This is a genomic window from Microseira sp. BLCC-F43, assembly GCF_041929235.1.
In the GTDB taxonomy this organism is placed as follows: domain Bacteria; phylum Cyanobacteriota; class Cyanobacteriia; order Cyanobacteriales; family Aerosakkonemataceae; genus Microseira.
Map to the genome: position 1 here is coordinate 1 of NZ_JBHFNP010000283.1, position 25,165 is coordinate 25,165.

The 25,165-nt window shown below is 43.3% G+C and carries 22 protein-coding genes; 17 read left to right on the forward strand and 5 right to left on the reverse strand.

What is annotated here, in order from left to right; genetic code table 11:
* The first annotated feature begins 366 nt into the window (after positions 1-366).
* Together ACE1CM_RS37910 and ACE1CM_RS37915 are read left to right on the forward strand one after the other, a co-directional pair.
* Positions 367-885, forward strand: a complete 519-nt coding sequence (locus ACE1CM_RS37910; protein ID WP_374884108.1) for a transposase — start codon at positions 367-369, stop codon at positions 883-885.
* On the forward strand, positions 812-1,498 hold the full coding sequence (locus ACE1CM_RS37915) for an RNA-guided endonuclease InsQ/TnpB family protein (protein ID WP_374884109.1): 687 nt from the start codon (positions 812-814) through the stop codon (positions 1,496-1,498). The genes ACE1CM_RS37910 and ACE1CM_RS37915 overlap by 74 nt, the downstream gene beginning before the upstream one ends.
* A 611-nt stretch (positions 1,499-2,109) precedes the next feature.
* Here the strand turns inward: ACE1CM_RS37915 and ACE1CM_RS37920 are convergent.
* Entirely contained in the window at positions 2,110-4,191 is a 2,082-nt protein-coding gene (locus tag ACE1CM_RS37920; protein WP_374884110.1) for an amylo-alpha-1,6-glucosidase, read from the reverse strand.
* A 220-nt stretch (positions 4,192-4,411) separates the two neighbouring features.
* On the opposite strand from ACE1CM_RS37920, the gene ACE1CM_RS37925 reads away from it, so the two are divergent.
* The 5 genes from ACE1CM_RS37925 to ACE1CM_RS37945 all read left to right on the forward strand — a co-directional run bounded on the left by ACE1CM_RS37925 (position 4,412) and on the right by ACE1CM_RS37945 (position 7,980).
* Positions 4,412-5,023 carry a peroxiredoxin gene (locus tag ACE1CM_RS37925; RefSeq protein WP_374884111.1) on the forward strand — a complete coding sequence of 204 codons (612 nt, stop codon included), beginning with the start codon at positions 4,412-4,414 and terminating at the stop codon, positions 5,021-5,023.
* A 90-nt stretch (positions 5,024-5,113) separates the two neighbouring features.
* Entirely contained in the window at positions 5,114-5,656 is a 543-nt protein-coding gene (locus ACE1CM_RS37930) for a peroxiredoxin family protein (RefSeq protein WP_374884112.1), read from the forward strand.
* Between the two features lie 169 nt (positions 5,657-5,825).
* The gene (locus ACE1CM_RS37935) at positions 5,826-6,806 is read left to right on the forward strand and encodes an ABC transporter ATP-binding protein (RefSeq protein ID WP_374884113.1); all 981 of its coding nucleotides are present in this window, start codon (positions 5,826-5,828) and stop codon (positions 6,804-6,806) included.
* A 73-nt stretch (positions 6,807-6,879) separates the two neighbouring features.
* Positions 6,880-7,299 carry a fasciclin domain-containing protein gene (locus tag ACE1CM_RS37940; RefSeq protein ID WP_374884114.1) on the forward strand — a complete coding sequence of 140 codons (420 nt, stop codon included), beginning with the start codon at positions 6,880-6,882 and terminating at the stop codon, positions 7,297-7,299.
* 276 nt (positions 7,300-7,575) lie between these two features.
* Positions 7,576-7,980, forward strand: coding sequence for a fasciclin domain-containing protein (locus ACE1CM_RS37945; RefSeq protein WP_374884115.1), 405 nt, complete (start codon positions 7,576-7,578; stop codon positions 7,978-7,980).
* Positions 7,981-8,120: 140 nt separating this feature from the next.
* Here ACE1CM_RS37945 and ACE1CM_RS37950 read toward each other — a convergent pair whose 3' ends face one another.
* On the reverse strand, positions 8,121-10,481 hold the full coding sequence (locus tag ACE1CM_RS37950) for a S9 family peptidase (protein ID WP_374884116.1): 2,361 nt from the start codon (positions 10,479-10,481) through the stop codon (positions 8,121-8,123).
* Positions 10,482-10,544: 63 nt separating this feature from the next.
* Here ACE1CM_RS37950 and ACE1CM_RS37955 point away from each other — a divergent pair, with 63 nt between their 5' ends.
* Together ACE1CM_RS37955 and crn3 are read left to right on the forward strand one after the other, a co-directional pair.
* Positions 10,545-10,910, forward strand: coding sequence for a hypothetical protein (locus tag ACE1CM_RS37955; RefSeq protein WP_374884117.1), 366 nt, complete (start codon positions 10,545-10,547; stop codon positions 10,908-10,910).
* A 213-nt stretch (positions 10,911-11,123) separates the two neighbouring features.
* Positions 11,124-11,468, forward strand: coding sequence for a CRISPR-associated ring nuclease Crn3/Csx3 (crn3, locus tag ACE1CM_RS37960; RefSeq protein ID WP_374884118.1), 345 nt, complete (start codon positions 11,124-11,126; stop codon positions 11,466-11,468).
* On the opposite strand, the gene ACE1CM_RS37965 is transcribed toward crn3, so the two are convergent.
* Entirely contained in the window at positions 11,469-12,896 is a 1,428-nt protein-coding gene (locus ACE1CM_RS37965; RefSeq protein ID WP_374884119.1) for a TIGR03985 family CRISPR-associated protein, read from the reverse strand.
* 190 nt (positions 12,897-13,086) lie between these two features.
* On the opposite strand from ACE1CM_RS37965, the gene ACE1CM_RS37970 reads away from it, so the two are divergent.
* From ACE1CM_RS37970 to ACE1CM_RS38005, 8 genes are read left to right on the forward strand one after another with little or no spacing between them, the layout of a single operon-like run.
* Positions 13,087-14,553: a Card1-like endonuclease domain-containing protein gene (locus tag ACE1CM_RS37970; protein WP_374884120.1), complete on the forward strand. Its 1,467-nt coding sequence runs from the start codon at positions 13,087-13,089 to the stop codon at positions 14,551-14,553.
* Positions 14,550-16,223, forward strand: coding sequence for a hypothetical protein (locus ACE1CM_RS37975; RefSeq protein ID WP_374884121.1), 1,674 nt, complete (start codon positions 14,550-14,552; stop codon positions 16,221-16,223). The genes ACE1CM_RS37970 and ACE1CM_RS37975 overlap by 4 nt, the downstream gene beginning before the upstream one ends.
* Entirely contained in the window at positions 16,189-16,881 is a 693-nt protein-coding gene (locus ACE1CM_RS37980) for an RAMP superfamily CRISPR-associated protein (protein WP_374884122.1), read from the forward strand. Before ACE1CM_RS37975 ends, ACE1CM_RS37980 begins: the two co-directional genes overlap by 35 nt.
* The gene (locus ACE1CM_RS37985) at positions 16,878-18,503 is read left to right on the forward strand and encodes an RAMP superfamily CRISPR-associated protein (RefSeq protein ID WP_374884123.1); all 1,626 of its coding nucleotides are present in this window, start codon (positions 16,878-16,880) and stop codon (positions 18,501-18,503) included. The genes ACE1CM_RS37980 and ACE1CM_RS37985 overlap by 4 nt, the downstream gene beginning before the upstream one ends.
* Positions 18,496-19,827 (forward strand): RAMP superfamily CRISPR-associated protein, encoded by a 1,332-nt coding sequence (locus ACE1CM_RS37990; RefSeq protein ID WP_374884124.1) that lies wholly within the window; start codon positions 18,496-18,498, stop codon positions 19,825-19,827. Before ACE1CM_RS37985 ends, ACE1CM_RS37990 begins: the two co-directional genes overlap by 8 nt.
* Before the next feature lie 3 nt (positions 19,828-19,830).
* The gene (locus ACE1CM_RS37995; RefSeq protein ID WP_374884125.1) at positions 19,831-20,058 is read left to right on the forward strand and encodes a hypothetical protein; all 228 of its coding nucleotides are present in this window, start codon (positions 19,831-19,833) and stop codon (positions 20,056-20,058) included.
* Positions 20,055-20,672 carry a CRISPR-associated protein Csx19 gene (csx19, locus tag ACE1CM_RS38000; RefSeq protein ID WP_374884126.1) on the forward strand — a complete coding sequence of 206 codons (618 nt, stop codon included), beginning with the start codon at positions 20,055-20,057 and terminating at the stop codon, positions 20,670-20,672. The genes ACE1CM_RS37995 and csx19 overlap by 4 nt, the downstream gene beginning before the upstream one ends.
* A complete protein-coding gene (locus tag ACE1CM_RS38005) occupies positions 20,672-22,996 on the forward strand; it encodes a TIGR03986 family CRISPR-associated RAMP protein (RefSeq protein ID WP_374884127.1) in 2,325 nt (774 codons plus the stop codon). Before csx19 ends, ACE1CM_RS38005 begins: the two co-directional genes overlap by 1 nt.
* A gap of 23 nt (positions 22,997-23,019) precedes the next feature.
* Here the strand turns inward: ACE1CM_RS38005 and ACE1CM_RS38010 are convergent, their stop codons facing one another.
* Both ACE1CM_RS38010 and ACE1CM_RS38015 read right to left on the reverse strand, forming a co-directional pair.
* A complete protein-coding gene (locus tag ACE1CM_RS38010) occupies positions 23,020-23,436 on the reverse strand; it encodes a secondary thiamine-phosphate synthase enzyme YjbQ (protein ID WP_374884128.1) in 417 nt (138 codons plus the stop codon).
* 179 nt (positions 23,437-23,615) lie between these two features.
* Positions 23,616-25,073 (reverse strand): glycoside hydrolase family 13 protein, encoded by a 1,458-nt coding sequence (locus tag ACE1CM_RS38015; protein ID WP_374884129.1) that lies wholly within the window; start codon positions 25,071-25,073, stop codon positions 23,616-23,618.
* Positions 25,074-25,165 lie beyond the last annotated feature (92 nt).

Consider the following 25,165-nt stretch of genomic DNA (forward strand, 5'->3'; position numbering starts at 1 on the left):
TCACCCACATGGTCATTAAGTTGTCAAGGTTCAGTTCAGCCGATACGACGGGCCATAACGCTTGCTAGGCATACACTTAGGGCTGATAGCCTTTCGTTTTCGCCTAAACGAATCGCACAACGTGGTCGGGCATAATTTCCAAAGCTATAATACGCCAACGGTTTTCATTTGCGACTTCATAAATTCGCTATATCCCCAACCAATACAGCTTTTCTGCGCTTGGAAATCCAAACAAGATGGTAATTAACGAGCGATACCGCATTACTTTCATGGCGGTAATCGTTAGCATTAAATTTCATTCATAAAGCCCTTGACGATTGTTTGTGGTCATTGTAGCCTAAAAATAGGTCAATCGGGGAATTTCAGATGCTTGTATTAGAGTACAAAGTCAAAGCAAAACCCGCCCAATATCAGGCAATTGAAGAAGCTATACGTACTGTTCAGTTCGTCAAAAACAAGTGTATCCGTTATTATTGGATGGACGCAGCCGCGGCTAAAATCAATGGCTTTGCTTTAAACAAGTACTCAACAGTATTACGCAATGACTTTCCTTTTGTTAAAGACCTAAACTCAATGGCGGTACAGGCTGCGGCTGAGCGAGGTAGGTTTTCTATTGGCAGATTTTCCAACAATTGCCAATCTAAAAAACCAGGCAAAAAGGGTTATCCGCGCTTTCAAAAAGATAACCGCTCCGTTGAATACAAGGTTAGCGGGTGGAAGTTGCACCCAACCTTGCGCCGCATAAAATTTACCGAGAAGAAAGGAATTGGCTCACTCAAGCTATTAGGTAAGTGGGATATTCATACCTACTATGTCAAATCGATTAAACCTGTCAGGTTGGTGCGTCGGGCTGAAGGCTACTATTGTCAATTTGCTAGCTATTGACATGGAAGTTAAAGAGCAAATACAGCCAACCACAAACGCTATTGGATTGGATGTGGGGCTTGAGTTTTTCTACACAGATTCTAACGGACATCAGGAGGAAAACCCGCGCTTTTTGAGTCAGGCTGAGCAATCAATAAAATATGCTCAACGTCGGATTTACAAAAAAGAGAAAGGTAAGAACGGACGCCGCAAAGCAAGAAGGCGATTTGCTAAGAAGCATTTAAAAGTAAGTAGGCAACGTAATGAACACGCTAAGAGACTAGCGCGTTGCGTCGTCAAGTCTAACGACTTAGTAGCCTATGAAAACTTAAATGTTCGCAATCAGGTCAAGAATCATCCCCCCTTCGCCCCCCTTAATAAGGGGGGTTGGGGGGATAGCGATGCGGGTTGGACGCAGTTTAGAGAATGGCTTGAGTATAATGCTTGTAAATTTGACCGGAAAGCTGTTGCAGTCAACCCACAATATACAAGTCAAAAGTGTAGCAGTTGTGGCGCAATTGTGAAGAAGTCTCTATCAACTCGCACCCATGTTTGTAGGTGTGGATTTAGAGTGAATCGAGACTCAGAGGAAAACGCGGCGATTAACATTTTAAATCTTGCTGGAGCAAGCTAGGGAAGGGCATTCCCAAAGTAACGCGCTCCGGAGTTGGAGTCACTACGCTAGTTGGTGCAAACCTGAAGCGAGCAAACTCTGACGTTGAGTACAGAATCCCCAGTCTTTTAAGCCGGGGAGTGTCAATAAGCCAAAATTATCTAAAACCAACTCGCATGTCGAGTGTTATAAGTTTATTTAATAAAAATTCCTGGCCTACTCAAATATTTGTATTTACCAATTTTAACTTTGAGTAACATTCCGCCACAATTTACCAAATAGTTGAGAAAAATTCTTAACTATTTACGTATTTACTATCCTTTGACCCTGTAGTACAATTTTTTCATAATCTCGGCGGCGTATGTGAAAATTTAAAAAAAGACTGGAAACGTCGCAAAACCGTTAGTTGAAGTTGTATTATTCATACAACAAGCACCGCCAATTTAGGGAAAAAATTTTTTTTGTTTATAAAAAAAAAGAAGCGCCTTAACATAAGTTAATTAGGAAAGTGAAAGGGATTGATAGAAGTGGCAACTTATGATAAAGAGATTTTGCCAGATTTAGAGCCAGAACTGACGCAACTGGTAGATTAAATTGGATTGGTAGTAGCGGCAAAAATCTCAAATGTAAAATCAATTGCGCCAGTGACGAATCAGTTCGGAGACAGACCAAGCTTGAGCAAAAGCGCCTTTGGGCAGGTGGGGCGGATCGCCATCAAAGATTTCGGAAACCGAACCCAGACAAGCTTGGTGCTGGAAGTGATCGAGTAAAGGTTGCCAATCAAAGGGAACTGGTTCGCCTTGGTAGAAGCGTTTCCAACTAGCGATAAACGCGCCGATCAACCAACTCCAAACAGTGCCTTGATGGTAGGCGCTGTCCCGCTGCTTGGGGTTGCCACCGTAGTGACCGATGTATTTAGGGTCGGCGGGGTCTAGGGATCGCAAACCGTAGGGAGTGAGCAAGCGATCTCTTGCCAGCTGCAACACCCGCCGTGCTTGATCCGGATCGAACCCGCAATGGGAAAGCGACAGCGCCAAAACAGCATTCGGGCGAATGCTGGGGTCGGGTTGGTCATCTGGGGAAATCGTATCGTAGAAATATTGCCTGGTGGGATTCCAGAATTTTTGCAGCGATTGCTGTACCTGCTGGGCTTGCATCAGGTAGCGCGAGCGCTGAGCTTGTAACTTCTCGGCTTTTTCTGGCATCTGCGCTGACAATCTTTCTGCCCACTGGGTTGCCCAACACAAGGCTGAATACCACAGCGCGTTAATTTCCACGGCTTTACCGCAACGGGGGGTGATGGGATGACCGTCAACCACTACATCCATCCAAGTCAGCGCCACACCCGCAGCATCCCAAGTCAGCAGTCCGTCGGTGGCATCGACGCGGATATTGTAAAGCGTCCCGCCGCAGAAAGCTTTATAAATTTGCCGCACGGTGGGATATTGCTCGACTAAAAAATCCCAATCCCCGGTTGCTTCCAAGTAAATTCCCAAGACTTCGATCCACCATAGGGAAGCATCGATGCTGTTATAGAAAGGTTCTGCTCCCGCATCTGGAAATGCATTGGGAATCAATCCGCGATCGCAATAATGACCGAAGGTTTGCAGCAAGCCTTTGGCGAGGGAAAAGCGCTGTGGTACGATTGCCAATCCAGGCAGGGCAATTAGAGTATCCCTTCCCCAGTCGTTGAACCAAGGATAGCCTGCTATGATTGTCGGCCCGCTAATCGAAGCGCGGTAGGCGATGAATTGCTCCCCAGCACGTAACAATTGCCGCCAAATATCGTTGTCAGTTGTGGGTTGCTTTTCCGGTAACGGCTGTGCCAGCAATGCCTGCTCAAAATCTTCTGCGGTCAAAACAGCTTCGGGTGCGGGCCATCCTACTTTAGCTTCAAAGATGACAGTATCTCCCGGTTGTAGGCTGACAGTTATATAACCAGGACTGTAAAGGTCTTCGCGATCGCCCAACCCCCGCAGCGTTTCTTCCGGATAGCGATATCCCCAATACCACACCCCCTCCGGTTGATAATCTCCCCGACTCCAACGCAATTGCCAAGGCGTCCCCACCCACCCCGGACGAATTGCTTGCAGACAAACTTGCCCTTGCCTGACTAATTGGGAAAATTGCCATTCTGGTGTCGCAGATTGCTGGTGGTGAAAATTGCGATCGCCGATTAACGGTCGCAGCCTTAATATAGCCGCGTCAGCCCCATCGTAACGATACCGGATCAAAATCGAATTGGTAATTGGTAATTGGTCATTGGCGATCGAAGGTGGGGAAGAAATTACTTCCAGTTCCTTGTCCCGCTTGTCTTCTTCACTCCCCGCGTCTCCCCCGCCTCCCCCATTACCCATTACCGATGACCGATTACCCAAACCATAAGGCATCACCAACTGGCGCTTCAGTTGCCAATTTTCCCAACTCCAAACCCAAGTTGGCACTGGGTCGATCGTAAAACAACGCAGCTGTTGATAACCCAACGGGGAAATCGTATTACTCTGCCAAAAATTCGTTCCCAGTCCCCAAACTCGCCCCGCCACTTCCAAACTTGCTTCTAAATGCGACAGCAACAGCGTCCGCTGACTCGGTGGTTCTAGTGCCGCAACTAACCACCCGTGATAAGTACGTGTACGGGCATCGCATACCGTCCCGCTCGCAAAACTGCCTAATCCGTTTGTGAGTAACCATTCCCGCGTATCTAAATTATCCATATCTTTATCTTGTGCTGGTATCCCAGAGTCTCGGAATTACTCAAAATCGTTATGAGTATGATATAGTCGGAACAGATCGTAAACGATCGGTCTTGGCGCCCTAGGGTAAGTTTGGTCAGGAGAAGCTGGCAGCGCAGAAATCCGCTAGAAGATCTGCCCTTACTACCTTACCTGGAAGGAGCGCAAGAGTAGAAGGAAAATGATCAAGGAGAAATAGTTCATGCCCCTAAGTTACAGTTCGGAAGGATGCCTGCGAGTCGGTCAACCCGCACCTGACTTTACTGCAACGGCTGTACTCGATCAAGAATTCAAAACGATTAAACTGTCGGACTATCGCGGCAAGTACGTAGTGCTGTTCTTCTATCCACTGGATTTTACCTTTGTTTGCCCGACCGAGATTACAGCGTTTAGCGATCGCTACGAAGAATTCAAAGCCATCAACACCGAAATCCTGGGCGTCTCCGTGGACAGCGAATTTTCTCACCTCGCCTGGATTCAAACCGACCGTAAAGAAGGCGGTGTGGGCGATGTAGTTTATCCCCTGGTTTCCGATATCAAGAAAGAAATCAGCGCCGCATACAACGTCCTCGATCCCGATGCAGGCGTTTCTTTGCGCGGTCTGTTCATTATCGACAAAGAAGGGATGATTCAACACGCCACGATCAATAACCTGTCTTTCGGTCGCAGCGTTGATGAAACCATGCGGACGCTGAAGGCAATTCAGTACGTTCAGTCGCACCCCGATGAAGTTTGTCCCGCTGGTTGGCAACCCGGTGACAAGACTATGACTCCCGACCCAGTCAAGTCCAAAGTTTACTTCTCTGCTGTTTAGGTAATTGCTAATTGGTAACAGGTAATTGGTCATCGTTCATCCTTAATTACCAATTACCCATTACCCATTACCCATCACCCATTACCCATTATGCTGACATCGACAGATTTTAGCGGTTTAATAAATCAGCGGTTTTTCCGCAATTTTTTGCCGATTCCGGCGACGAATAGTTTGAAGTTGGGGGAAAGAACGCCGGATTTTGAATTGCCGGATATTACTCGCGGAAAGTCGGTTAAATTATCGGATTATCGAGGTAAACAACCCGTCGTACTGGCTTTTACTCGCATTTTTACAGAAAAACAATATTGCCCTTTGTGCTACCCCCACATTATTGATTTGAATCGAAAGTACGAGGAGTTTACTCAACGGGGGGTAGAAGTTTTGATGATTACCAGTACGGATAAACAACAAAGCGAAAAAGTTGGACAAGATTTGGGGTTAAAAATGCCTTTGTTGATCGACCATAGTTGTAAAAGTTTTCGCGATTATCAGGTGGGGCAGGCTTTGGGTGCGCCTTTGCCTGGTCAGTTTGTTTTAGATAAAGATGGGAGATTGCTTTATAAGCATTTGTTTTCGTTTTTAGAACCTAATGCTTCGGTGGAAAAGTTATTATTGGCAATTGGTGATAGCTAAATTTTTAAATGAACCGCCAAGACGCCAAGTACGCCAAGACGAAGAACGAACCGCAGAGGACGCTCCAGGACGCAGAGGAAGAGAAATATAGAGAGTTTTTGTAATGAGTGGGCATTTATGCCAGGATTGTAAGTATCGTTGAGATAAGGGCGTACAAGGGTCAGGTTCTATGAGTTCTGCCGCAGCTTCACAAGATGCAGTTATAACAGGGGAACGTCAACCTGTGGTGCAAACTTATGAGTTGGGTAAAACTTATCGTACTGGGTTTTGGCTGAACCAAAAAGTCGAATCTTTGAAGCAATGTACTCTGAGTGTGTATCGGGGGGAAACGTTTGGTTTGTTGGGACCAAATGGTGCGGGTAAAACAACTCTGTTGAAGACTTTGCTGGGTATTGTGCGTCCGACGGCGGGGCGGGGGATGTTGTTGGGGGAAGCGTTGGGCGATCGCTCTGTTAAACAGCGGGTAGGATATTTACCGGAAAATGCCTATTACTATGATTTTTTAACCGGGTGGGAGTTGTTGCAGTTTACCGCCGGATTGTTTCAAATTCCCCCATCGGTGCAGCGTCAGCGCATCCCCCAGTTGTTGGATTTGGTGGGACTTGCTCAATCGGCGGCAAAGAAGAAGCAACTGCGACAGTATTCTAAAGGGATGGTACAGCGCATCGGCATGGCGCAGGCGCTGATTAACGACCCGGATGTGGTATTTCTGGATGAACCGATGTCGGGTTTGGACCCGATGGGAAGATATCAGATTCGGGAAATTATACTGTCGTTGAAAGCTCAGGGGAAGACGATTTTCTTCAACAGCCACATTCTATCGGATGTGGAGAAGATTTGCGATCGCATCGCCATCCTCGCCCAAGGCGAACTAATTTGCATTGGTGCTTTAGATGAACTCTTGGGTACTACCAACACCTACCACGTGAAAGGCAAGGGCGGCAATCTCGATACAATCAAAAAATGGATAGAAGATTTAGAAATCGAAAATCACTATTGGCAGGGTATCTTAAAAGTCAACCTGCAAGATTTTCTCAATCTCCTTCCTCAGATGGATGCTCAAATTATCGCTTTAAATCTGGCGCGTCCATCTTTAGAAGAATTTTTCATCCAGCAGTTGAATCAGCGCGGAATTCGCTATAGCAGCTAACTTTAGGGGGATGCGCCTGGTGTTTTCCCGCTTGTATTCATGAACAAGAAGCTATAAAAATTTAGGAAAACTCATGGCTGATATTGTAGAGACTGCTAGCAATGCTGGATGTTTTAAAACCTTGATGACGGTGTGGGAAGCGGCGGGTTTGTTAGATATTCTTAAAAGTCCTGGACCTTACACTCTATTTGCACCGACTGATGAAGCGTTTGCCAAAATACCCGCCCACGAAATCGCCGATTTGTTGGATAATCTTCCCAAGCTGAAGCGAGTATTGACCTATCATGTCGTTTCAGGGGATGTGCGGTCGGATGACCTGATTCAAATCGACGCAGCGCCCACGTTTGAAGGTTCAGTTTTGGCGATTGATAATTCCGATGGCGTGCGGGTGAATGATGCTAAGGTGCTGCAACAAGATATCTTAGCCGATAACGGCGTTATCCACGCGATTGATACTGTATTAATACCTGCCTTGGTGGCGGCGCAATCTTGAAAGCGAGACGGAGAAAAGTAGCGCGCTCCGATGCAACGGAAGATGATATAATACCATCTTCCGTTGCCAAAGTATTAGAGCTTTTTATAAATGTAAAAGCAACTTCTTATTGAAACAATATTTGCCTCAAACAAGCACCCTGGATAAAATCAACCGTTTTTTGTAATGGACTATACAACCGGAAAAGATCTAATTTGGTTTTTGGCCAAAAATGTGTTTATAATTATGTTGGCTCAAAACAGTTCAGAGTCAAAAACTAGACATAAGGTGGAAAAAATGGCTGACATTGTAGATACTGCCGTTAGTGCTGGTTCATTCAAGACTCTGGTAGCTGCTGTTCAAGCAGCTGGTTTGGTAGACACGCTCAAAAGTCCTGGACCTTTTACCGTTTTTGCGCCAACAGATGAGGCATTTGGCAATTTGCCAGCAGGTACTGTTGACTCGCTGTTAAACGATATACCGCAACTGACAAAAATTTTGACCTATCACGTTGTCTCTGGTAAAGTGATGGCGGCTGATGTTGTCAAAATTGATTCGGCGGCGACTGTTGAAGGTTCTAATCTGAAAATAGATGCCTCGAACGGAAGTGTGAAGGTGAATAATGCCACAGTTATTACTCCCGATCTGGAAGTAGATAACGGCGTAATTCACGTCATAGATACCGTTCTCCTTCCAGAGTAACATCCTCCCACCGCTAATTCGGTTTAGCTCACTCGTTCCCAGGCTGAGCCTGGGAACAAGATTATAATGGCTAATGGCTAATAGTAGATTGCGAAAATATTCCCATGACCAATTAACAATTAGCAATTAGCAATTAGCCATTAGCTAGGAGTAAGATAGCGATCGCACCAATTCACCATCTCCCACAATACGTGTCCCACGGCTTCCCGCGAACGATACCCGTGGTCTTCTAACGGCAATACTACCCATCGCACAATTGCCCCCAATCCTTTCAACGCCTCATAAAGTCGTTCTGTTTGCAATGGATAGGTGCCGGGATTGCTATCATTCTCCCCGTGAATTAGCAGCAGGGGCGCTTTCACTTTTTCAGCATGTGTAAACGGAGACATGCGAATATAAGTTTCGCTCGCTTCCCAAAAATTGCGCTGTTCTCCCTGAAACCCAAACGGTGTCAGGCTGCGGTTGTAAGCGCCACTCATGGCAATTCCGGCGCGAAACAAGTCTGCATGTGCCAGTAAATTTACGGTGGTAAAAGCTCCGTAAGAGTGTCCGCAGATACATAGGCGATTGGCATCGGCAATGCCCCGCCCGACGACATAATCTACTGCTGCTTGCGCCGCGGCAATTAATTGTTCCACATAAGTATCGTTGGGTTCGGCATCGCCTTCGCCAATAATCGGCAAGCTGGGATTGTCTAAAACGGCATATCCCTGGGTTAGGAGGAACAAAACCGAAGTGCGGTGGGGACGACTGAAGGTATTTTCCGCTTTGGTGACCTGCCCTGCAAGTTCCCGATTTTTGAATTCTTCTGGATAGACCCAAAACACTGTTGGCAAGGCACCGTCGCGGGTGGGGTCGTATCCCGCAGGTAGGTAAAGTTTAGCGGATAGCTGCACGCCATCTGCGCGTTGGTAATGTACTACTTCTTTGCGAACATCAGCAAATTGGGGTGCGGGATCGGGGTAAAAAGTGAGTTGGACGGTTTGGTTATCTTTGCGGTTTCGCAGGAATAAGTTAGAAGGTTCAGTTTTAGATTGGCGAGAAGTCAGCATCACGTTTTCGTCGTCGAGTAAGTCAAGGACTGACTCAAAATAAGGGTCTTGGCATCGCCACAGACGTTGAGTTTGTCCCGTCTCCACATCCATAGAATCGAGAAAGGGATAAACGCCTTCTGGGGATGCGCCTCGCCCGCCCAGATAGATTGCTTTACCATCGGGGGTGAAGCGCAAAACGGTGCGTCTGTATTGATTTAACGCCATTATTGGCGACCCCGGATCGGTGTAGTTGTCTTCATAACTGCGGTCTACTAGCAATTTTGGGGGTGTGGCGGGGGAGTTGGGATGAAGTCGCCAGATACGGGACTTGCGATTATCATACCAGCGTTCCCAGACCAAGGCGACATCTTCTCGACCCCAACAGATGCAAGGAAAGCGATGTTCGGATTTCCAGAGGAGTTTGGGAGTATCTGTAAACGGGGCATCGAGTTCTAATAGGGCATCGCGGAAGGGTACATCTAAAGTTGGGTCGCCTTCATCTAATGCTTCTACCCAAAATAGGGTAGCAGGGCGATCGCTTCTCCATCCAACTCGTCGAGGTCCAGTTCGCACCGCGTCAAATTTGGTAGAAAGATTATCGGCGAGGGGTAGATCGGCGACTTGATGGATAATTTTGCCTGTAAGGTCGCATACTTCTATCCGATGAGGAAAGAAAGAGGATGGCAGTTGGTAAGAAAACGGTCGGTGTAGGGTGGTGAGGAGAATAAAATTCCCATCGGGAGAAGGTCTAGCTTCATCAATCAAACCAGGTGCGACCAAAGGGATACAGCGACCATCTAACGTTACTTCTACCAAACTGGAAGTTATGTAATATTCAAATAGCGCTTCATCGTGGGGATTTTTGAGCAAATTGGTGTAGGTGCGATTGGGAGACTTGCGCCCCAAATTTTCTTGCACGAGCGGGCCACAAGGAATGGGAGACTGTATGGGAGGGTTGCCGCGATCGCTGTCAATAAACTTGCAAATCAACGACTGATTCGATACCCAACGAAATGGTTTACCATAAGCCGCATTCAAAACTGCATCGGTCAAGCGGCGGGGAATGCCTTCTGCTAGATCCAAAACCCATAATTCTAACCCATCGGCTTGAGTCAGCGTAAACGCCAGTTTATTACCATCTGGCGACGACCTGAGAAAGCTAATCTTGGCATCCGGTGGCAAATCTACCACTTTCGGGGTATTTGACTCGAGCGGTCTTATTTTTATACTGCGATAGGCGTTATGGCGGGCAGGGCCATTAGTTTGAGGATTGAGGCGAAATCCTGCTACAGCTACCTCTGGTTCAGCTAAAAGGGAAATCGGAGGTAGTTCCGGGTGTTCTAACTCTACCAACCATTGCAGATTGGGACAAATCCAGGCAATTGGAGATGGGGGAGTATCGAGAATTTGGTTTATCGGTTCTGGAGGCGATCGCCAGAATTGCTCAACGTCGGGAAAATCAACCATTTGGATTTGGCGAAAGGAATATTAGTCTATCTTATATACAGCGCCCAAAATTAGCAATTTGACATGGATAGATTTGAATTTCAACTCGCGATGCTGCAAAAAGGGGCCGAAGAACTAGAGAAAAAGATTGCAGCCTTTACGACTATTCTTTTGCAATTAAAAACGGCTGCCATTACCCTATGGGTGGCTTTGATTGGTTGGGCTTTTACAATCAAAGTTGATTTGATTATTCCGGTTGGCTATGTCATTGTGTTTGGTTTCTGGTTTTTAGAAGCAACGTACTGGAGGGTGCAATATTACTGTATCAATAGGGCGACGGCAATAACCCAATACCTCAACGATCGAGACGCATTAGATGAAAGTTTTAATCACAAGTCAATTCCTGAATTTATTGTCTATCCGTTACAGGGTTTAAAGACAATCAAGTGAGCTTATATGTGGAAAGCTTTACGCGCAACATCTATATATATTTTTGACACATTTCTGTTTGTTGTTAATTCGGTTATTTGGTTAATTGCTATCTATATTCCCTAGCTTGTAAGTTAGGTTGAGGCAGTAGACACAAATTGCGTTCTGAATTTGGAAGAGGCAACTTCCAAGGGGATGCTACAGTATGCTTATCGTCATCCAAAAGGAAGAAAAATGAGCGCGATTCAACTTACAGTCATTCCTCATCAAACCCAAGATGGGACACCTTACCAACACCTGCACGTTGAGATTGCCAACGAAAACGGCATCATTACGCCTGGGGATTTGAAGGGGTTGAAATTGCCAGCGGGGATTAATTATTCCCAAGGCATTGTTATTGAGGGGAAAGCAGCGATTTGGTTGTACGGTTATTTAGTTCACGAATGCCATCCAGCAGCTTGGGTGGGGTGTTATGACCCCCGTTTGGGTGCAGTGGTGGTGGCGACGCATACTCCTGATATTTCGATTTCCCAAGTGTTTAAAGTCGATTTACCTGCTGCTAGTTTTGGGCAGAGTTGATTACAGCGATTTATAGAGGTTCATAGTAAGTTGGATTTCTGATGCCATGTCTTCTCGCAACTGCCAAGGTATTAAGACTTCCACTTTTGAACCTAACGCTCGTAACCATCTAACTACATAGTAGTCTGTAACTCGGTAAGAGAGTTGGTAGTACACATCAGTAGTAGGACGAGACTGGAGGACTTCTAAAAGAGTCTTCCGGTGTACTGGATTGGGAGTGTATTGTTTGATTAATGTGGCGGCGCGATCGCAGTCAATCAAAGTAAAACTATTGTGAATACTAATCCCCTCAATATAACTTTGATGAAAATCCCGCTCAAATCGCAATACCATCAGCGCTGTTTCTTTATAAAAGTCGCAACCCCAAGCTTTTTTTAACATTGCATTAACTGTTTTGGGAGTGGGCAAGCGATTTTCTGCATATTGCTCTCTTAATAATTGGGGAATGCGGGGGTCTTGCCAATCCAAAGGTTCTATGCGCTTAGAAATAATTCGATCGAGGCGATATTTATACCAACTGATTTGATCTTTAGGAGTGCTGCCATAAGCACAGAGATATTTAGCACGTTCCATAAAGTAAATGCAAACGGGGTAAACTACGCATTCCTTAATCAGATTTTGATGAGCGCTGCGATAGGTTAGGAGTAAAGGTGGAATTTGCCCGGAATCCCAAAGTTCTTGCAATTCACTCTGAATTTGATCGACTGCATCTTGCATAGGACTCGATTCTGGTACAACATAATCAACATACAAAAACACTCGATGATTGTCTTCATCTGGTATCTCTTCTGAAATTTGTTCGGCTAATACGGGGAAAGTAGGATCGAGAAAACTAAACATACCCAATGCGCTAGACACATAAGCTTGTGCTTTAGGAGTCAAAAAATTTTCAAGGTTAGAGTTTTCTGTTTGATGGAAAATTGAAGGAAATTTTTCCACGCGGCGATATTGCTTGCTCCTACCTGCCACATCAGTGACTCGTTGCAGCCAATTGCGACTAACCAATAAATCGAAGTCACTCTGAAGGGATTTGCGAACCTGAGCAAATAACCGTTCTTTTAAGCTAGTATCTAGAACCGCATCAGTAATAGGGATTTGCTTTCCCAGAGAATGTCGCCATTCATCTACAGATATATTAGATTCTACTAACCACTGTCTTGTGGTTTTATGACAAGCACAGTTAGGCTCTGGATAGTTAATAATATTTTCCTGTTTTTCGTCTTTGTAATTTTCACCGAAAAAGGCTTCGCGCCAATCAGCATAGGTAAAGCAATGGGGGAGAACAGTATATCCATCGTCGCTATAGAACCAACGTAACAAAACCCATAATCTCAGAGCGCGGATCAGGTTTTGACTTTGGTCTAGAGAGCCATTGGCTAACTGTTGTAATAACTTGGATTGGGGGGGATTACGGAAAATTACGCTCATTGTAAATTAATCAATTAATGTTGCGATTTCTAGAGTAGCAGGTATCGGAAATAGGGGTAGTCCGATAGGATGCGATAATTAGGCAAGACGAACAAGTTAGCTTTCGTTGCTGGGGAGAGCGATCGCGAGAGTAGTCCCCAAACTATTCTGTTGGCTTAAATCTATATTTAGTGGAATTTAGCAACACGATATGAGTACATCCGACACAAATTACAAAGTTGACCATTTGTTCTTACTCGTTGGTGAGAACCCCTTACCTAACTACATTGCAGCAAAGATGTTGCTCAAAGAGGGCGGCACTGTTTACTTGGTACACAGCACAGACACAGCGAGTAAAGCAGATTGTTTAAAGAGAAGGCTAGATCCTGTAAATATTGAATTGATTTCACTAGGCAAAAGTGAGGCTGACTCCAGTGTTATTCGAGACAAAATCCAAAACCAGGTAAAAAAAATCCTGAAAGAACATCCAAACGCTACTTTTGGTTTGAATTATACAGGTGGTACAAAAGCAATGTCAGTTCACAGCTATCGTGCCTTGTTTGAAGCTTCAGGAGTTGACGATGCCAAGTTTAGTTATCTTGACGCTCGCAGTTTACAAATGCTTATAGATAGGGAAAATGACTCTCCTAAACCAGAACTAGTAAACGAAAAACTTTCATTAGAAGAAATATTTGACCTGCATGATTTACGCTGGGAATCAGATAAAAAACCAGTTACCAAGCCGATCCTACCTGAATTAGCGATAGAGTTGGCAAAATTACATACCGCTCCGAGTTTAGTAATAGCATGGCGCTGGTGGTGCGATAACGTACTCAAACCTGCTACAAAACTACTGAAAAAAAAGCAGAATAAAGCCCCAGAATGGGAATGGAATAAAGACAATCAGATAGATAAAGTTATCTTAAAACCAGATATTGCTGTTCAGCAAATGAATAAAGCCTTGCAGGAGTATCTCAAGCAACCGGAAGAAGGTAAATCTCTTTTAGAGGCTTTTCAACAAGAAAATTTTAAAACAGTAAAAGGTCTTGTCAATTTTTACAATGCTTTATGGGATCCAGAGTATACACAACAGATAGAAAAGGTAACTAAGCTTTTGGTAGAGGAAAAGTATTTGGGTGAATCTGAAATCGAGTTATCACTCAATCAATTTGCTGAAAAATCCAAACAATCTGCTGACAAGCCTCACTTGGAGAAATCTAAGGACGCTTGCCGATGGCTTGATGGTCTTTGGTTGGAGCATTATGTATTACATCAAGTTCAGTTACTTTCTGAAAATCATCCTGGTTTGATAAATGATAGCGGAATGTCATTTAAAGTCAAGGATGCGAAAAAAGAAAAATTCGAGTTTGATGTTGCCTTCGTCAAAGATTACCAACTGTTTGCTTTATCTTGTACCACTGACGCGAGCAAAAGTCTTTGTAAATCAAAACTATTTGAAGCTTATATCAGATCGCGTCAATTGGGTGGAGAGCAAGCACGAGTGGCTTTAGTCTGTTGCTATGACAAACCAAAAGATTTAGCAGACGAAATGAAAGTTGACAGTGAGGTAGATAAAAAAGACCCAAAAATAGTGGTTTTTGGCTGTAAGGAGCTTGATAATCTTCATGTTCATATTAAAAACTGGATTGAAGAAATTAACTGTTACTACGCGCCATGAGTAAATATATTGCAACTGTAATTGATCCAACGGGAATACAGCCATACATCTTCGGTAGCAACCGCTTGCGCGAGAACATTGGTGGCTCGTATTTAGTCGATCGAGCAACTGATGAATGGGTTAAGTGGGCTTTGCGTCAAAAATTTGGAGAGAATGTTTATATTCCTCTAACTCAACCAGAAAAACAGATTGACCGAGATAATCTAGATGCTGAATTAGTCTATACGGGAGGCGGTAACGCAGTTATTCTCTTCAAAGATAGAGACTGTGCTGTCAAATTTACTAGAACCTTGAGCGAAAAGATATTGCGAGAAGCACCAGGTTTAAAAATTGTAGTCGCTCACAGTCAACCTTTTGAATGGGGAAATAGCTTATGGGAAGTTATAGATTGTTTAATGAAAGAATTAGAACGGAAGAAACGCGAGTACAATCCTTCTGTTCCTTTGCTCGGTTTAGGGGTGACGGCTAGCTGTCTTTCTACTGGGTTAGTTGCAGTGGATACTAGCGATCGCTACAGTGTCCCTACCAGTTATCCGGTTTCTAGAGAAATCGTTGAAAAACTCAGAACCGTTGACTCTAAAAATGATGCTCCAGCTAACAAACAGCTAATCAAGACTATCTTTGAGGGTTTGGATCTTGGTGATTACATAGTTCCTTATGATGTTGATGATTTAGGTCGCACTGAGGGAAGAAGTAGTTACATGGCGATCGTTCACGCTGATGGGAATGGAATGGGCGATCGCTTCAAAGACTATGGCAGTAAATCTCAATCAGATCGAGATTATATTAGCCGTATGCGTGACCTCTCTGAGAAAGTTAACCAAGCAGGGATAAACGCTCTCCGAAAAGTTGCAGATAGAGTTATCCAATTAGCAGAGGGAAAATTACAGGAGCCGTTTGCAATTACAGAAAGAGATGGTAAAAAATATTTACCTTTTCGTCCCATAGTATATGGGGGCGATGATGTCACATTTGTGTGTGATGGACGTTTGGGATTAAGTTTAGCTGCACTCTACCTCAAGGAATTTGAAGCTGAAAAAGAAAATATTTCTGATGGAAAAGACTTAACGGCTTGTGCAGGAATAGCAATTGTCAAGACTCATTATCCATTTGCCAGATCTTATCAACTAAGTGAGGCACTGTGCAGCAACGCTAAAAAATTTATGCGTGACGAGAAAGAACGATTAGGAAGCTCGGATTTCTCGGCAATTGATTGGCATATTGCTGCTAGTGGCTTGTTAGGATCGATCGGTGAAATTCGCAAACGAGAATATCAAGTGGCAGAAGGTAATCTCACCATGCGACCTCTCTACTTACAGTCTGATAATGATTGGCGCAATTGGTATGATTTTTCTCAAGTAGTGCATAACTTTAACACGCATCCAGACTGGGCAGGTAGTCGCAATAAAGTAATAGCATTGCGAGAGCATTTACGCCAAGGTACACAAAAAACTAAACAGTTTTTACAGGTTTACTGTTTGGATAAGAACTATCTACCTAAGTTTACCAAAGAAAGTAATGATGAGTTTTATCAATGTGGCTGGACTGATGATCCCAGAAAAAATGAGAAAATTTGCGGATATTTTGATGCAATTGAAGCAATGGAATTTCATGTGCCATTAAAGGAGAAACCCAATGGAGATTTATTATCTGAAAATACTACTCCTTAGCGATACAACTTTTGGACGTGGTGATGGAGTCGCAGGTTTAATTGACCAAGAAGTAGAACACGATCCTAATGGATTTCCCTACTTACGTGGGCGGACGCTCAAAGGCTTATTAAGTGAGGAGTGCGATAACTTAATTACTGTCATTTCCGCTCCGCCACCTTCGCGTTGGATAGAAGCAGTGGAGCATTTATTTGGCATACCTGGTAGCACCCTTGAAACTATCTCTAAAATGCACGTTGGTGATGCTTGTTTACCCCCAGATTTACGAAGGGAAGTAGGAATTCAACTTGACCAGGAAAGGGATAGAGAACGCAGGGGTCAGGAAAGAAGACTAACCGAATCAGATGTGCTTGCTTCTCTGACTACCATTCGCCGTCAAACTTCTATTGACCCTGAAGATGGCGCACCTGTAGAACATAGCTTGCGTTCAAGTCGAGTTGTTATCCGAGATTTGACTTTTACTGCACAACTATTATTTGAAGAGAAACCAACAGCAGATATGCTAGCACTCTTAGCCATAAGTACGTTAGCACTGCGGCGGGTTGGTAGTGTAAGAAACCGGGGGAGAGGTCACGTTCAGTGTACGCTGCATGACTCGAATGGTAAAGAAGTTACTCAAGAACATTTTCGTTATTTTGATCAGGAAACAAAGGGATGAAAGCAATTACTTTTCTACTGCATACTAAGCAACCAATTTTAGCGACATCGCTGCAAGGATATCCAAACAGTGATGTATCTTTTTCCTATATTCCCGGTAGCATGATTCGAGGAGTATTGATTAGTCGCTATCTCCAAAATCACGGTTTGCAAAACACTGATGATATTTTGGATGATTCAAAATTTCCAGACGTAAAGCGATTATTTTTTGATGGCAGCACTCGCTACTTAAATGCTTATTTATATAGTAATGATAAAGAAAAACGTACTCTTCCTGTACCGCGTTCTTGGTTAAAGAAAAAGGGTGATGAGGTTACAGATTCAAATCCTGTAAATATTTATGATTTCAGTTACGATCAACCCGATCCGAAGATTTCTTACAAATCCTTGAATGAAAGTTTTTGTACTGTGGATGATGAAGACGTAGTTCTCTACAAAGAGAAGCGACGGATTAACATTCATAATATGCGCGATCGCAAAAAAGGTAGAGGCACAGATGATAACGGCGCTGTATTTCGTTATGATGCCTTAGATGCGGGACAAACTTTCCAGGGAGTTATTCTCTGTGACAATGCTGATGATGTAGCAAAAATCAAGCCATTGCTGCAACCAAAAGATATATGGCTAGGTGGTTCTCAAAGTGCAGGTTATGGACATACCGAAATAAGTCATATAGAAGAACACGATATCTGGCAGGAAGTAGGAATTGACCATGAATATCGGGAGGATAGAGAACTTCTTCGTATCACTCTTCTAAGTGACTTAATTTTACGCGATCGCTGCGGTCAATATGTAGCAATACCCTCAATGGAATCGATCGCAGATGATGGAGATAGAAAAGTAGATCCACTTACTCAGTTACTAGAACAATTACTAGAGGTAAAACTAGAGCCACAATCTAGTTTTATAAGCAGTCTTGTTGTTGGGGGATTTAACCGTAAATGGGGATTACCATTACCCCAAGTTCCAGCCCTAGCAGCAGGAAGTGTTTTTGTATTCAACTATGTGAGAGAACTCAATATAGACCGAATTCGTACTTTAGAAAATCAAGGAATAGGTGAAAGGCGGGTTGATGGCTTTGGAAGAGTAGCAGTTAACTGGCTGGAAGAACATCGAGAATTTAAAGCAATACTATCAGACTCAAAAAATGATGCAACTCATCAACCGAATTTAGCACCAAACACTGAAGACAGTCAAATAGCTGCAACGATGGCAAAAAGGCTGCTAGAACAAAAGTTGGCTATGGGACTTTTAGACAAAGTAGATAGAGTTAAACTTAGACCAAGCAAACTGAGTAATAGCCAGCTTTCCAGATTAATAATTGTGGCAAGACAAGCTCTCACTGAAGAAAGGAAAAATCCAGTTACCGATTTGCTAGAAAATTTGCCCAAAAATGCTATTGGTCAATTTGAAGATACGAAAGTCGATGGAAAATCTTTCAAAAAGCGAATTTGTGATTGGTTAAATGAACCAAGCACCTGGATAGATTCAGAGCATTTAGAAGTCAAAGTTGCTGGTCAGTCAGTTCCTTCAAATATAGTTGAAAAGCTGAAGCTAGAATACACGCTACGGCTAATCATGGCTGTTGCAAAAAAATCTATTAAGGAGAATCAAGATGAGTAGAAAACGTGATGGAAGAGAGATTATCAAGCGCATCATTGTACGCGGCGTTTTAGTGCTGGACACACCTACCTGTCTGAGTAATGGCGACGCTGAAGGAGTAATAGAGATGATGCTGTTACGCGACAGTATTAGTCCCAAGGCTTTACTAACTGGGTCATCAATTGCAGGTGCTTTGCGAAACTATCTGCATGAATATGAAAAGGATTACTACAAAAGTGCCACTCGCCAGGATCTAGCACCCAAACTTTTTGGCGATTTGTTTGCTTACAAGAATGAGAAAGACAAAAGCGAAAAAGAAAAAATAACACTAAGGGAAAAAGATACTCAAAGTACACTGATTATTGATGATTCTCTCAGCAGTAATATTCCTCAAGTTGAGTTGCGGGATGGAGTAAAGATTAATGGAGTAACTGGTACGGCAGAGGATGGAGAAAAGTACGACTTGGAATTTTTGACAGCAGGAACTCAATTTCCTCTTAACTTTGAGTTGTTGATTGAAAAAGATAAAGACGAAAATCAGATAAGAGAAGCACTTGCGCTCGCATTAGAGGGATTAAAGTCTGGTGAAATTAGTATTGGTATGAAGAAGCAGCGTGGTTTTGGTCGCTGTCATGTGGATGAATGGCAAATTTGGGAATTCGATTTAACGAAACATAGCGATCGCCTTGCCTGGTTAACTTTTGATCGCTCTTGGAGTAAGCAATATACAAAATCGCCAAGCGATCGCTTATTGAGTAATAAAAAACTCAAGCAGCTAAAGATAGACAAACCAGATCAACGCGATCGCCTCTTCATCCACGCCAAATTTAAACTAGCTAGTCCCTTACTTATCCGTTCTGGTCAAGATTTAACGAAAAGATCGGCTGCTGATAAAAACTCAAAACTATCTGTGCCTGATGTCGTACATTTGCGATCGCAAAGAAAGGGAAAACTTGAGCCAGTTGTTTCTGGAACAAGTTTAGCAGGTGTGTTGTGGCATCGAGCGGAGCGAATTGTCAATACACTAGGCAAAGACTTAAAGATTGTTTATGACTTATTTGGCAAAGTTGATGAAAAGACAAAAGAAGCTAAGGCAAGCCGCTTATTTATCGATGAAAGCATAATAGAAAGTACAGACGATCTAGTACAAAGCCGGATTGCGATCGATCGCTTCACAGGCGGAACTTATCACGGAGCATTATTTAGCGAACAGTCTATCTTTGGTATAGAGCAAAAAGAAGACCCTCGGAAATTAAAAAAAGGTAAATCTAACCCCAAACAAACAGCAAAGCATTTTGAGTTAAATCTAGAACTACGTCAACCCAAAGAATATGAAATTGGTTGACTCTTGTTGTTACTTAAAGATTTGTGGACGGGGGATTTACCTATAGGCGGAACCATTAGTATTGGACGGGGAAGGTTAAAGGGAGTGGAAGCAACAATAGTTTGGCAAGATCCTAAAACCTCAGAGCATACATGGACTATTTCTGAGGAAAATGACAAGCTCACAGTTAGCGATAAAGATAGAGAAAGATTAGAAGAGTTCGTACAGAAGTTTGTGGAGGAAGCACCATGAACTTAAAAGTATATCAGCAACTTACACAGATTTCAGAAGAAACACTTACAGAAACATCACTGAAGGATTGGTTAACGCAACACGCCATAACTGAAAATTATCAGTTACCATACCTATTAGCTCATGCCGAAGATGGAATTATCTGGGGACGTTTTGATGTTGAAAATCTCGCTCTAGAAACCTCCGATCGTGCTTTTCCAGAGTGCCAGTTTTCCTGTTTGCGGCTGTCAACATTACAACAATGTCGTATTTTCGGAGAAGCGGGTGAAGTCTTGCTTTGGAGTGATAACGGTGTGTGGCGATCGCGTCTAATTTTGCACAGCAAAGTTTCAGACTTAATTGCTCAAAATCACATAGGTTTGATTCCTGAATCGCAAATTCTCTGGGGTACGCAGGGAAAGACAAATGGTAACTTTACCTTACTGTCAGATGGTTCTCAGGGACTTAAACACGCTGTTCCTATCTCTGTAGATCAAACTTACTTTAGCAAAGATAGAAATGAACTATATCGCCCAGTTCGATTGGAAGTAAATCACTATTTCTGCTACGACTCAGATGGAGTAGCGAAGATTTGTCTTAGCCGTCTAGTATCTCTCAAAAAGGAGTCAAGATAATGAATCCAAGACATTTAAAGCAAGTACCTGACGATCGCAAAGCAATTGCTCCCTATAATTTTGTCGAACTTCCTAATAAAGTTGTGCCAGCACAAGTTGAGTGTAATGGTAAGCTGCGAGACAATGACCGTTATTATAGCGATCGCCACACTGGTAAAATTATCTGTACGCTCAAGACAGAATCACCTTTATACATTCGTTGTGGTCTAACTCCTGTTGACTTCGCAACTTTTGGCGATACTTCCAATGAAGATTTGACACCAGAACAGCGTAAAAAGAAAGCTGAATTTTTCCTGCATCCTTCAAATCTACATCCTGTCCTTCCAGGTAGCAGTCTGCGAGGAATGCTGCGAACTTTGGTAGAAATTATCAGTTTTGGCAAGATAGAACAAGTTTCAGACCAGCAAAAATTCTTCTTCCGTGCAGTTGCGGCTGATAAAGACGACCCTCTCAGCAAGCCATATAAAGACAGTTTGAAAAATGTTAAAGCTGGTTACTTAGAATTTGAAAAAAAACAAAGTAAATGGTTTTTGCAACCAGCTCAAGAAATTGAAGATAAATTATTTAGAGAAGTTAAGGAAGAGGATATTCAAGACAATCTGCCTTCCCTAAGTATCATGAAAAAGGCTAGCTATATTCCCCAATATCTCCAGATTAGTTTTGAGGTAACAGAAGAATCTGTCAATGTCAGTGAAAACTTAACTCGATATTCCCAACAGGGGTGGCTCGTTACTAGCGGTAATATGCTAGAAAATATGATAGAAAAAACTACCGAACAAGAACGAGATAAACTATTACGGAAAAAAGAAGGGCGCAAGTATCACTATATCATTGGCGAAGCCGATCGCTCTGCTACACGACTTGAAATTAGCACTGATGCAATCCGAAATTATCGGGACGCACTTACTAATTTTCAGAAGGGTCAGGAAAAGCCATTTAAAAATAATCCTAAAAATCGATTCGATGAAAAGATGGGAGTGCTGCAAGAAGGTCTACCTATTTTTTACTGTGAACCACAAAATGAACAAGCAATTGTTACATTATTTGGGCAGAGTCCTAACTTTCGTATCCCCTATTCTCCCAACAATGACGGTCAAGCTGCTTCAGCAGTTAATTTTATTCCTAAACAAGTTGGAGAATCTGAACAAATTGATTTAACTGATGCAATTTTTGGCTTTGTCAGGGGGAAAAAAGATAAAACAGAACCAGATGCTACTGAAAACTGCAAAGAGAAGCGCGAACAATCTCGTGCTGGGCGTGTTTTTATCACTGATGCTAATTATCAGTCTGATGAAAATGGGATTTGGTTAGTCGATAAAGACGAAACAATTACACCGCAAATTCTAGCTAGTCCTAAACCGACGACATTTCAGCACTATTTAGTGCAACCGGAAGATACCCAAGCTGTAAAAAGCCAACTCAAACACTATGGTAAGCCAATTACAGAAACGGTAATTAGAGGGCATAAACTTTACTGGCATAAAGGCAATGTTAGTAAGGATAGAATTCAAGCAGATGCTACTGAAGCAGAGGAAGATAAGCAAGCGCAATACACCGAAATCAAGCCAATCAAAGCTGGTGTCTCTTTCGAGTTTGCGATTCAATTTGAAAATTTGAGTGATGTTGAATTGGGTGCATTACTGTGGATATTGACTTTGGCAGGAGACGATCCCGAACAACTCAAGATGATAAACCTTGATGGTAAGGAAAAATATCGTTTGTCTCTTGGTATGGGTAAGCCTTTAGGAATGGGTGCTGTAGCAATAGATAAATATGAACTGCATCTAAACGAACGCTACAAAAAAGATCCTCAGCAGCGATATACTCAGCTATTTGATGGAGAAAAGTGGGTAACAAGCGATCGCGCTGCTACTCTCGACGAACAAAAACGCTTTTTGACAAACTTTGAAAACTACATCGTCAATAATATCAGCATCGAAGATTGCCCCCAAGACTTTCTTATTGCAGGAAACCGCGAAACTCTACATTTAAAAGATGTGCCGCGTATCAAGATGCTACTCACTATGCTGAGATGGGATATTTTCCCACCTGTGACAACGACACGATATATGGAAATCGAAAGGAATATCGAAGTTGAAAAAGACTACCTCTGTCAGCCTGTGAAGGAAGGTGACAAGACAGTTAATGAGTACAAATGTCGTTTGGTACTGCCAACTCCATTTCAGATAATGAATCAACTTGATGAGGATAATCGGCAATCGAACCACTCCCCACCACCTTTTAACCCATCATCACAAAATCAAGGAAAGGGAGGAAATATCAATGCAGCAACTCAAAGACCGCCAAAACCACCAAAACGTTAAAGCGATCGCATCCCCAATCCCCATCACTCCCCATACACCGTCACCACCACCTGCCGCTGACGGTATTTCACATCGCATTCCAAATGAAAAATTTGCTGCCACGTCCCCAAGATTAATTTACCATTGCTGACGGGAACAGTTATCTCAGGCCCCAGCCAAGTTGCTTGCAAGTGCGAATGTCCGTTACCATCGTGCCACGTTTGTTCGTGCAAATAATCCCGACTCGGTGGAATTAATTTATTCAAAATTGCCGGTAAATCTTTTTGCAATCCCGGTTCAAATTCAATCGCACCAATCGCCCCGGTACTGCCGACGTTAAAAATATGCACCATTCCCACAGAAATACCAGATTTTTTCACAATTTTATTCACTTGTTCGGTAATATCGTGCATATCACCATTTCCTTTCGTCGGGATTGTAATTTGTTCTTGATGTACCATTTATTTGACTCCTATTTTGTTATTTTATTCTCAAGTAAAACCTGGAATAACAAGGATTTGTAATTGTTTCTAATCCGCTTGGATTTAAATGATTAAAATTGGTTGGTTGTAGGGAACAGGAGAAAACCTTCTCGTTAAGAGCAAAACTTATTTATGTTCCCTACCAGGATCCTTGACTATTATCCGAGAATACAACCACTTCGATCGGGAAGATTCAAGGATAGTTGGATAGACTCTCCTTGGTTGTTCCAAGATACATCAGCACTGCCGTACAATAACTTGCTGGGTTTAGATTTTAAACCCATTACCTCAAAGCTGACAAAAGCAGGTGCAGTGCCAATATTGACGGCAACAATTATTTCCTCATTGCCCAAAATGCGAGCGAAAACGTAAACTGTTCCCTCAGCATATAAGATTTCATAAGAACCAGTGCGAAGGGCAGGATGTGCGTGTCTCAAGGCGATCAGTTTGCGGTGATATTCTAGAACATCCAATTCCCAGTGAGATTCTAAGGGAAAACCTCGGCGCGAATCTGGATCTCGACCACCCGCTAAACCAACTTCATCGCCATAGTAAATACTAGGCGCGCCAGGAAATGTTAACAGTAATAACGTTGATAGTTCAACGCTGGGTTTGTCGCCTCCGGCAATAGTTAGCAGTCGGGCGGTATCGTGACTTGCTAATAGATTGAGTTGGGTTAGTTGAATTTCCCAAGGATAAAGTTGCAGCAGGTGCTTGATTTTTTCGCCGTATTCCTTGGCGTAGAGGGGCGGGAAAGGCTGGTAGGAGGAACCTTTGACTTTTTCGATGTCTACGCGATCCCCTGCCGTAAACGCGATCGTAGGCGCAGCAAACAGGTAGTTCATCACCCCGTCAAACTGAGTCCCATCCAACCACTGACTGGCATCTTCCCAGATTTCCCCCACAATATATGCATCCGGGTTGATCGCTTTGACGCGATCGCGAAATTCCTGCCAAAACCCAGGGGCTTTAATTTCATTCGGCACATCTAATCGCCAACCATCGATGCCGAAATGCATCCAATATTCGGCGATTTCCATAATATATTCTCGCACTTCTGGATTGTCGTGGTTAAATTCCGGTAATGCCCGCAATCCCGCCCAACCTGAATAATTAGCAGGATATTCACCATTGTAAGCAGATAAAGGCCAACCTTGAATTTTGAACCAATCTACCCAAGGGGAATTGGGGCCATTTTCCAACACGTCGTGGAAAAAGAAAAAGCCGCGACTGCTATGGTTAAATACTCCATCCAGGACGATTTTGATATTGCGTTCGTGTGCCGCTACTAGCAGTTCCCGAAATGCGCCATTTTTCCCCAACATCGGGTCAACCTGATAGTAATCGTGGGTATGATAGCGGTGATTGCTAGCAGATTGAAAAATGGGAGTGAAGTAAATCGCGTTAATGCCTAAATCCTGCAAGTAATCCAGATTTTCCAGCACTCCCCATAAATCTCCGCCTTTATAACCTTGAAGTGTTGGGGCGGCGTGCCAATCTTCCCAACGACTGTGCTGCAAGTGCGACTTGCGAGGTTGCTTACCCCTGGCAAACCGATCTGGAAAAATTTGATAAAAAACAGCGTGCTTGACCCAATCTGGTGTATTAACCTGCATAAATAACTTCCTAGCTTTCCATTGCCAAGATACATCGATTGGCTGTTTTCAGGCTCTCACTTCTGATAGAAAAGCGTCGCCATTCTATACAT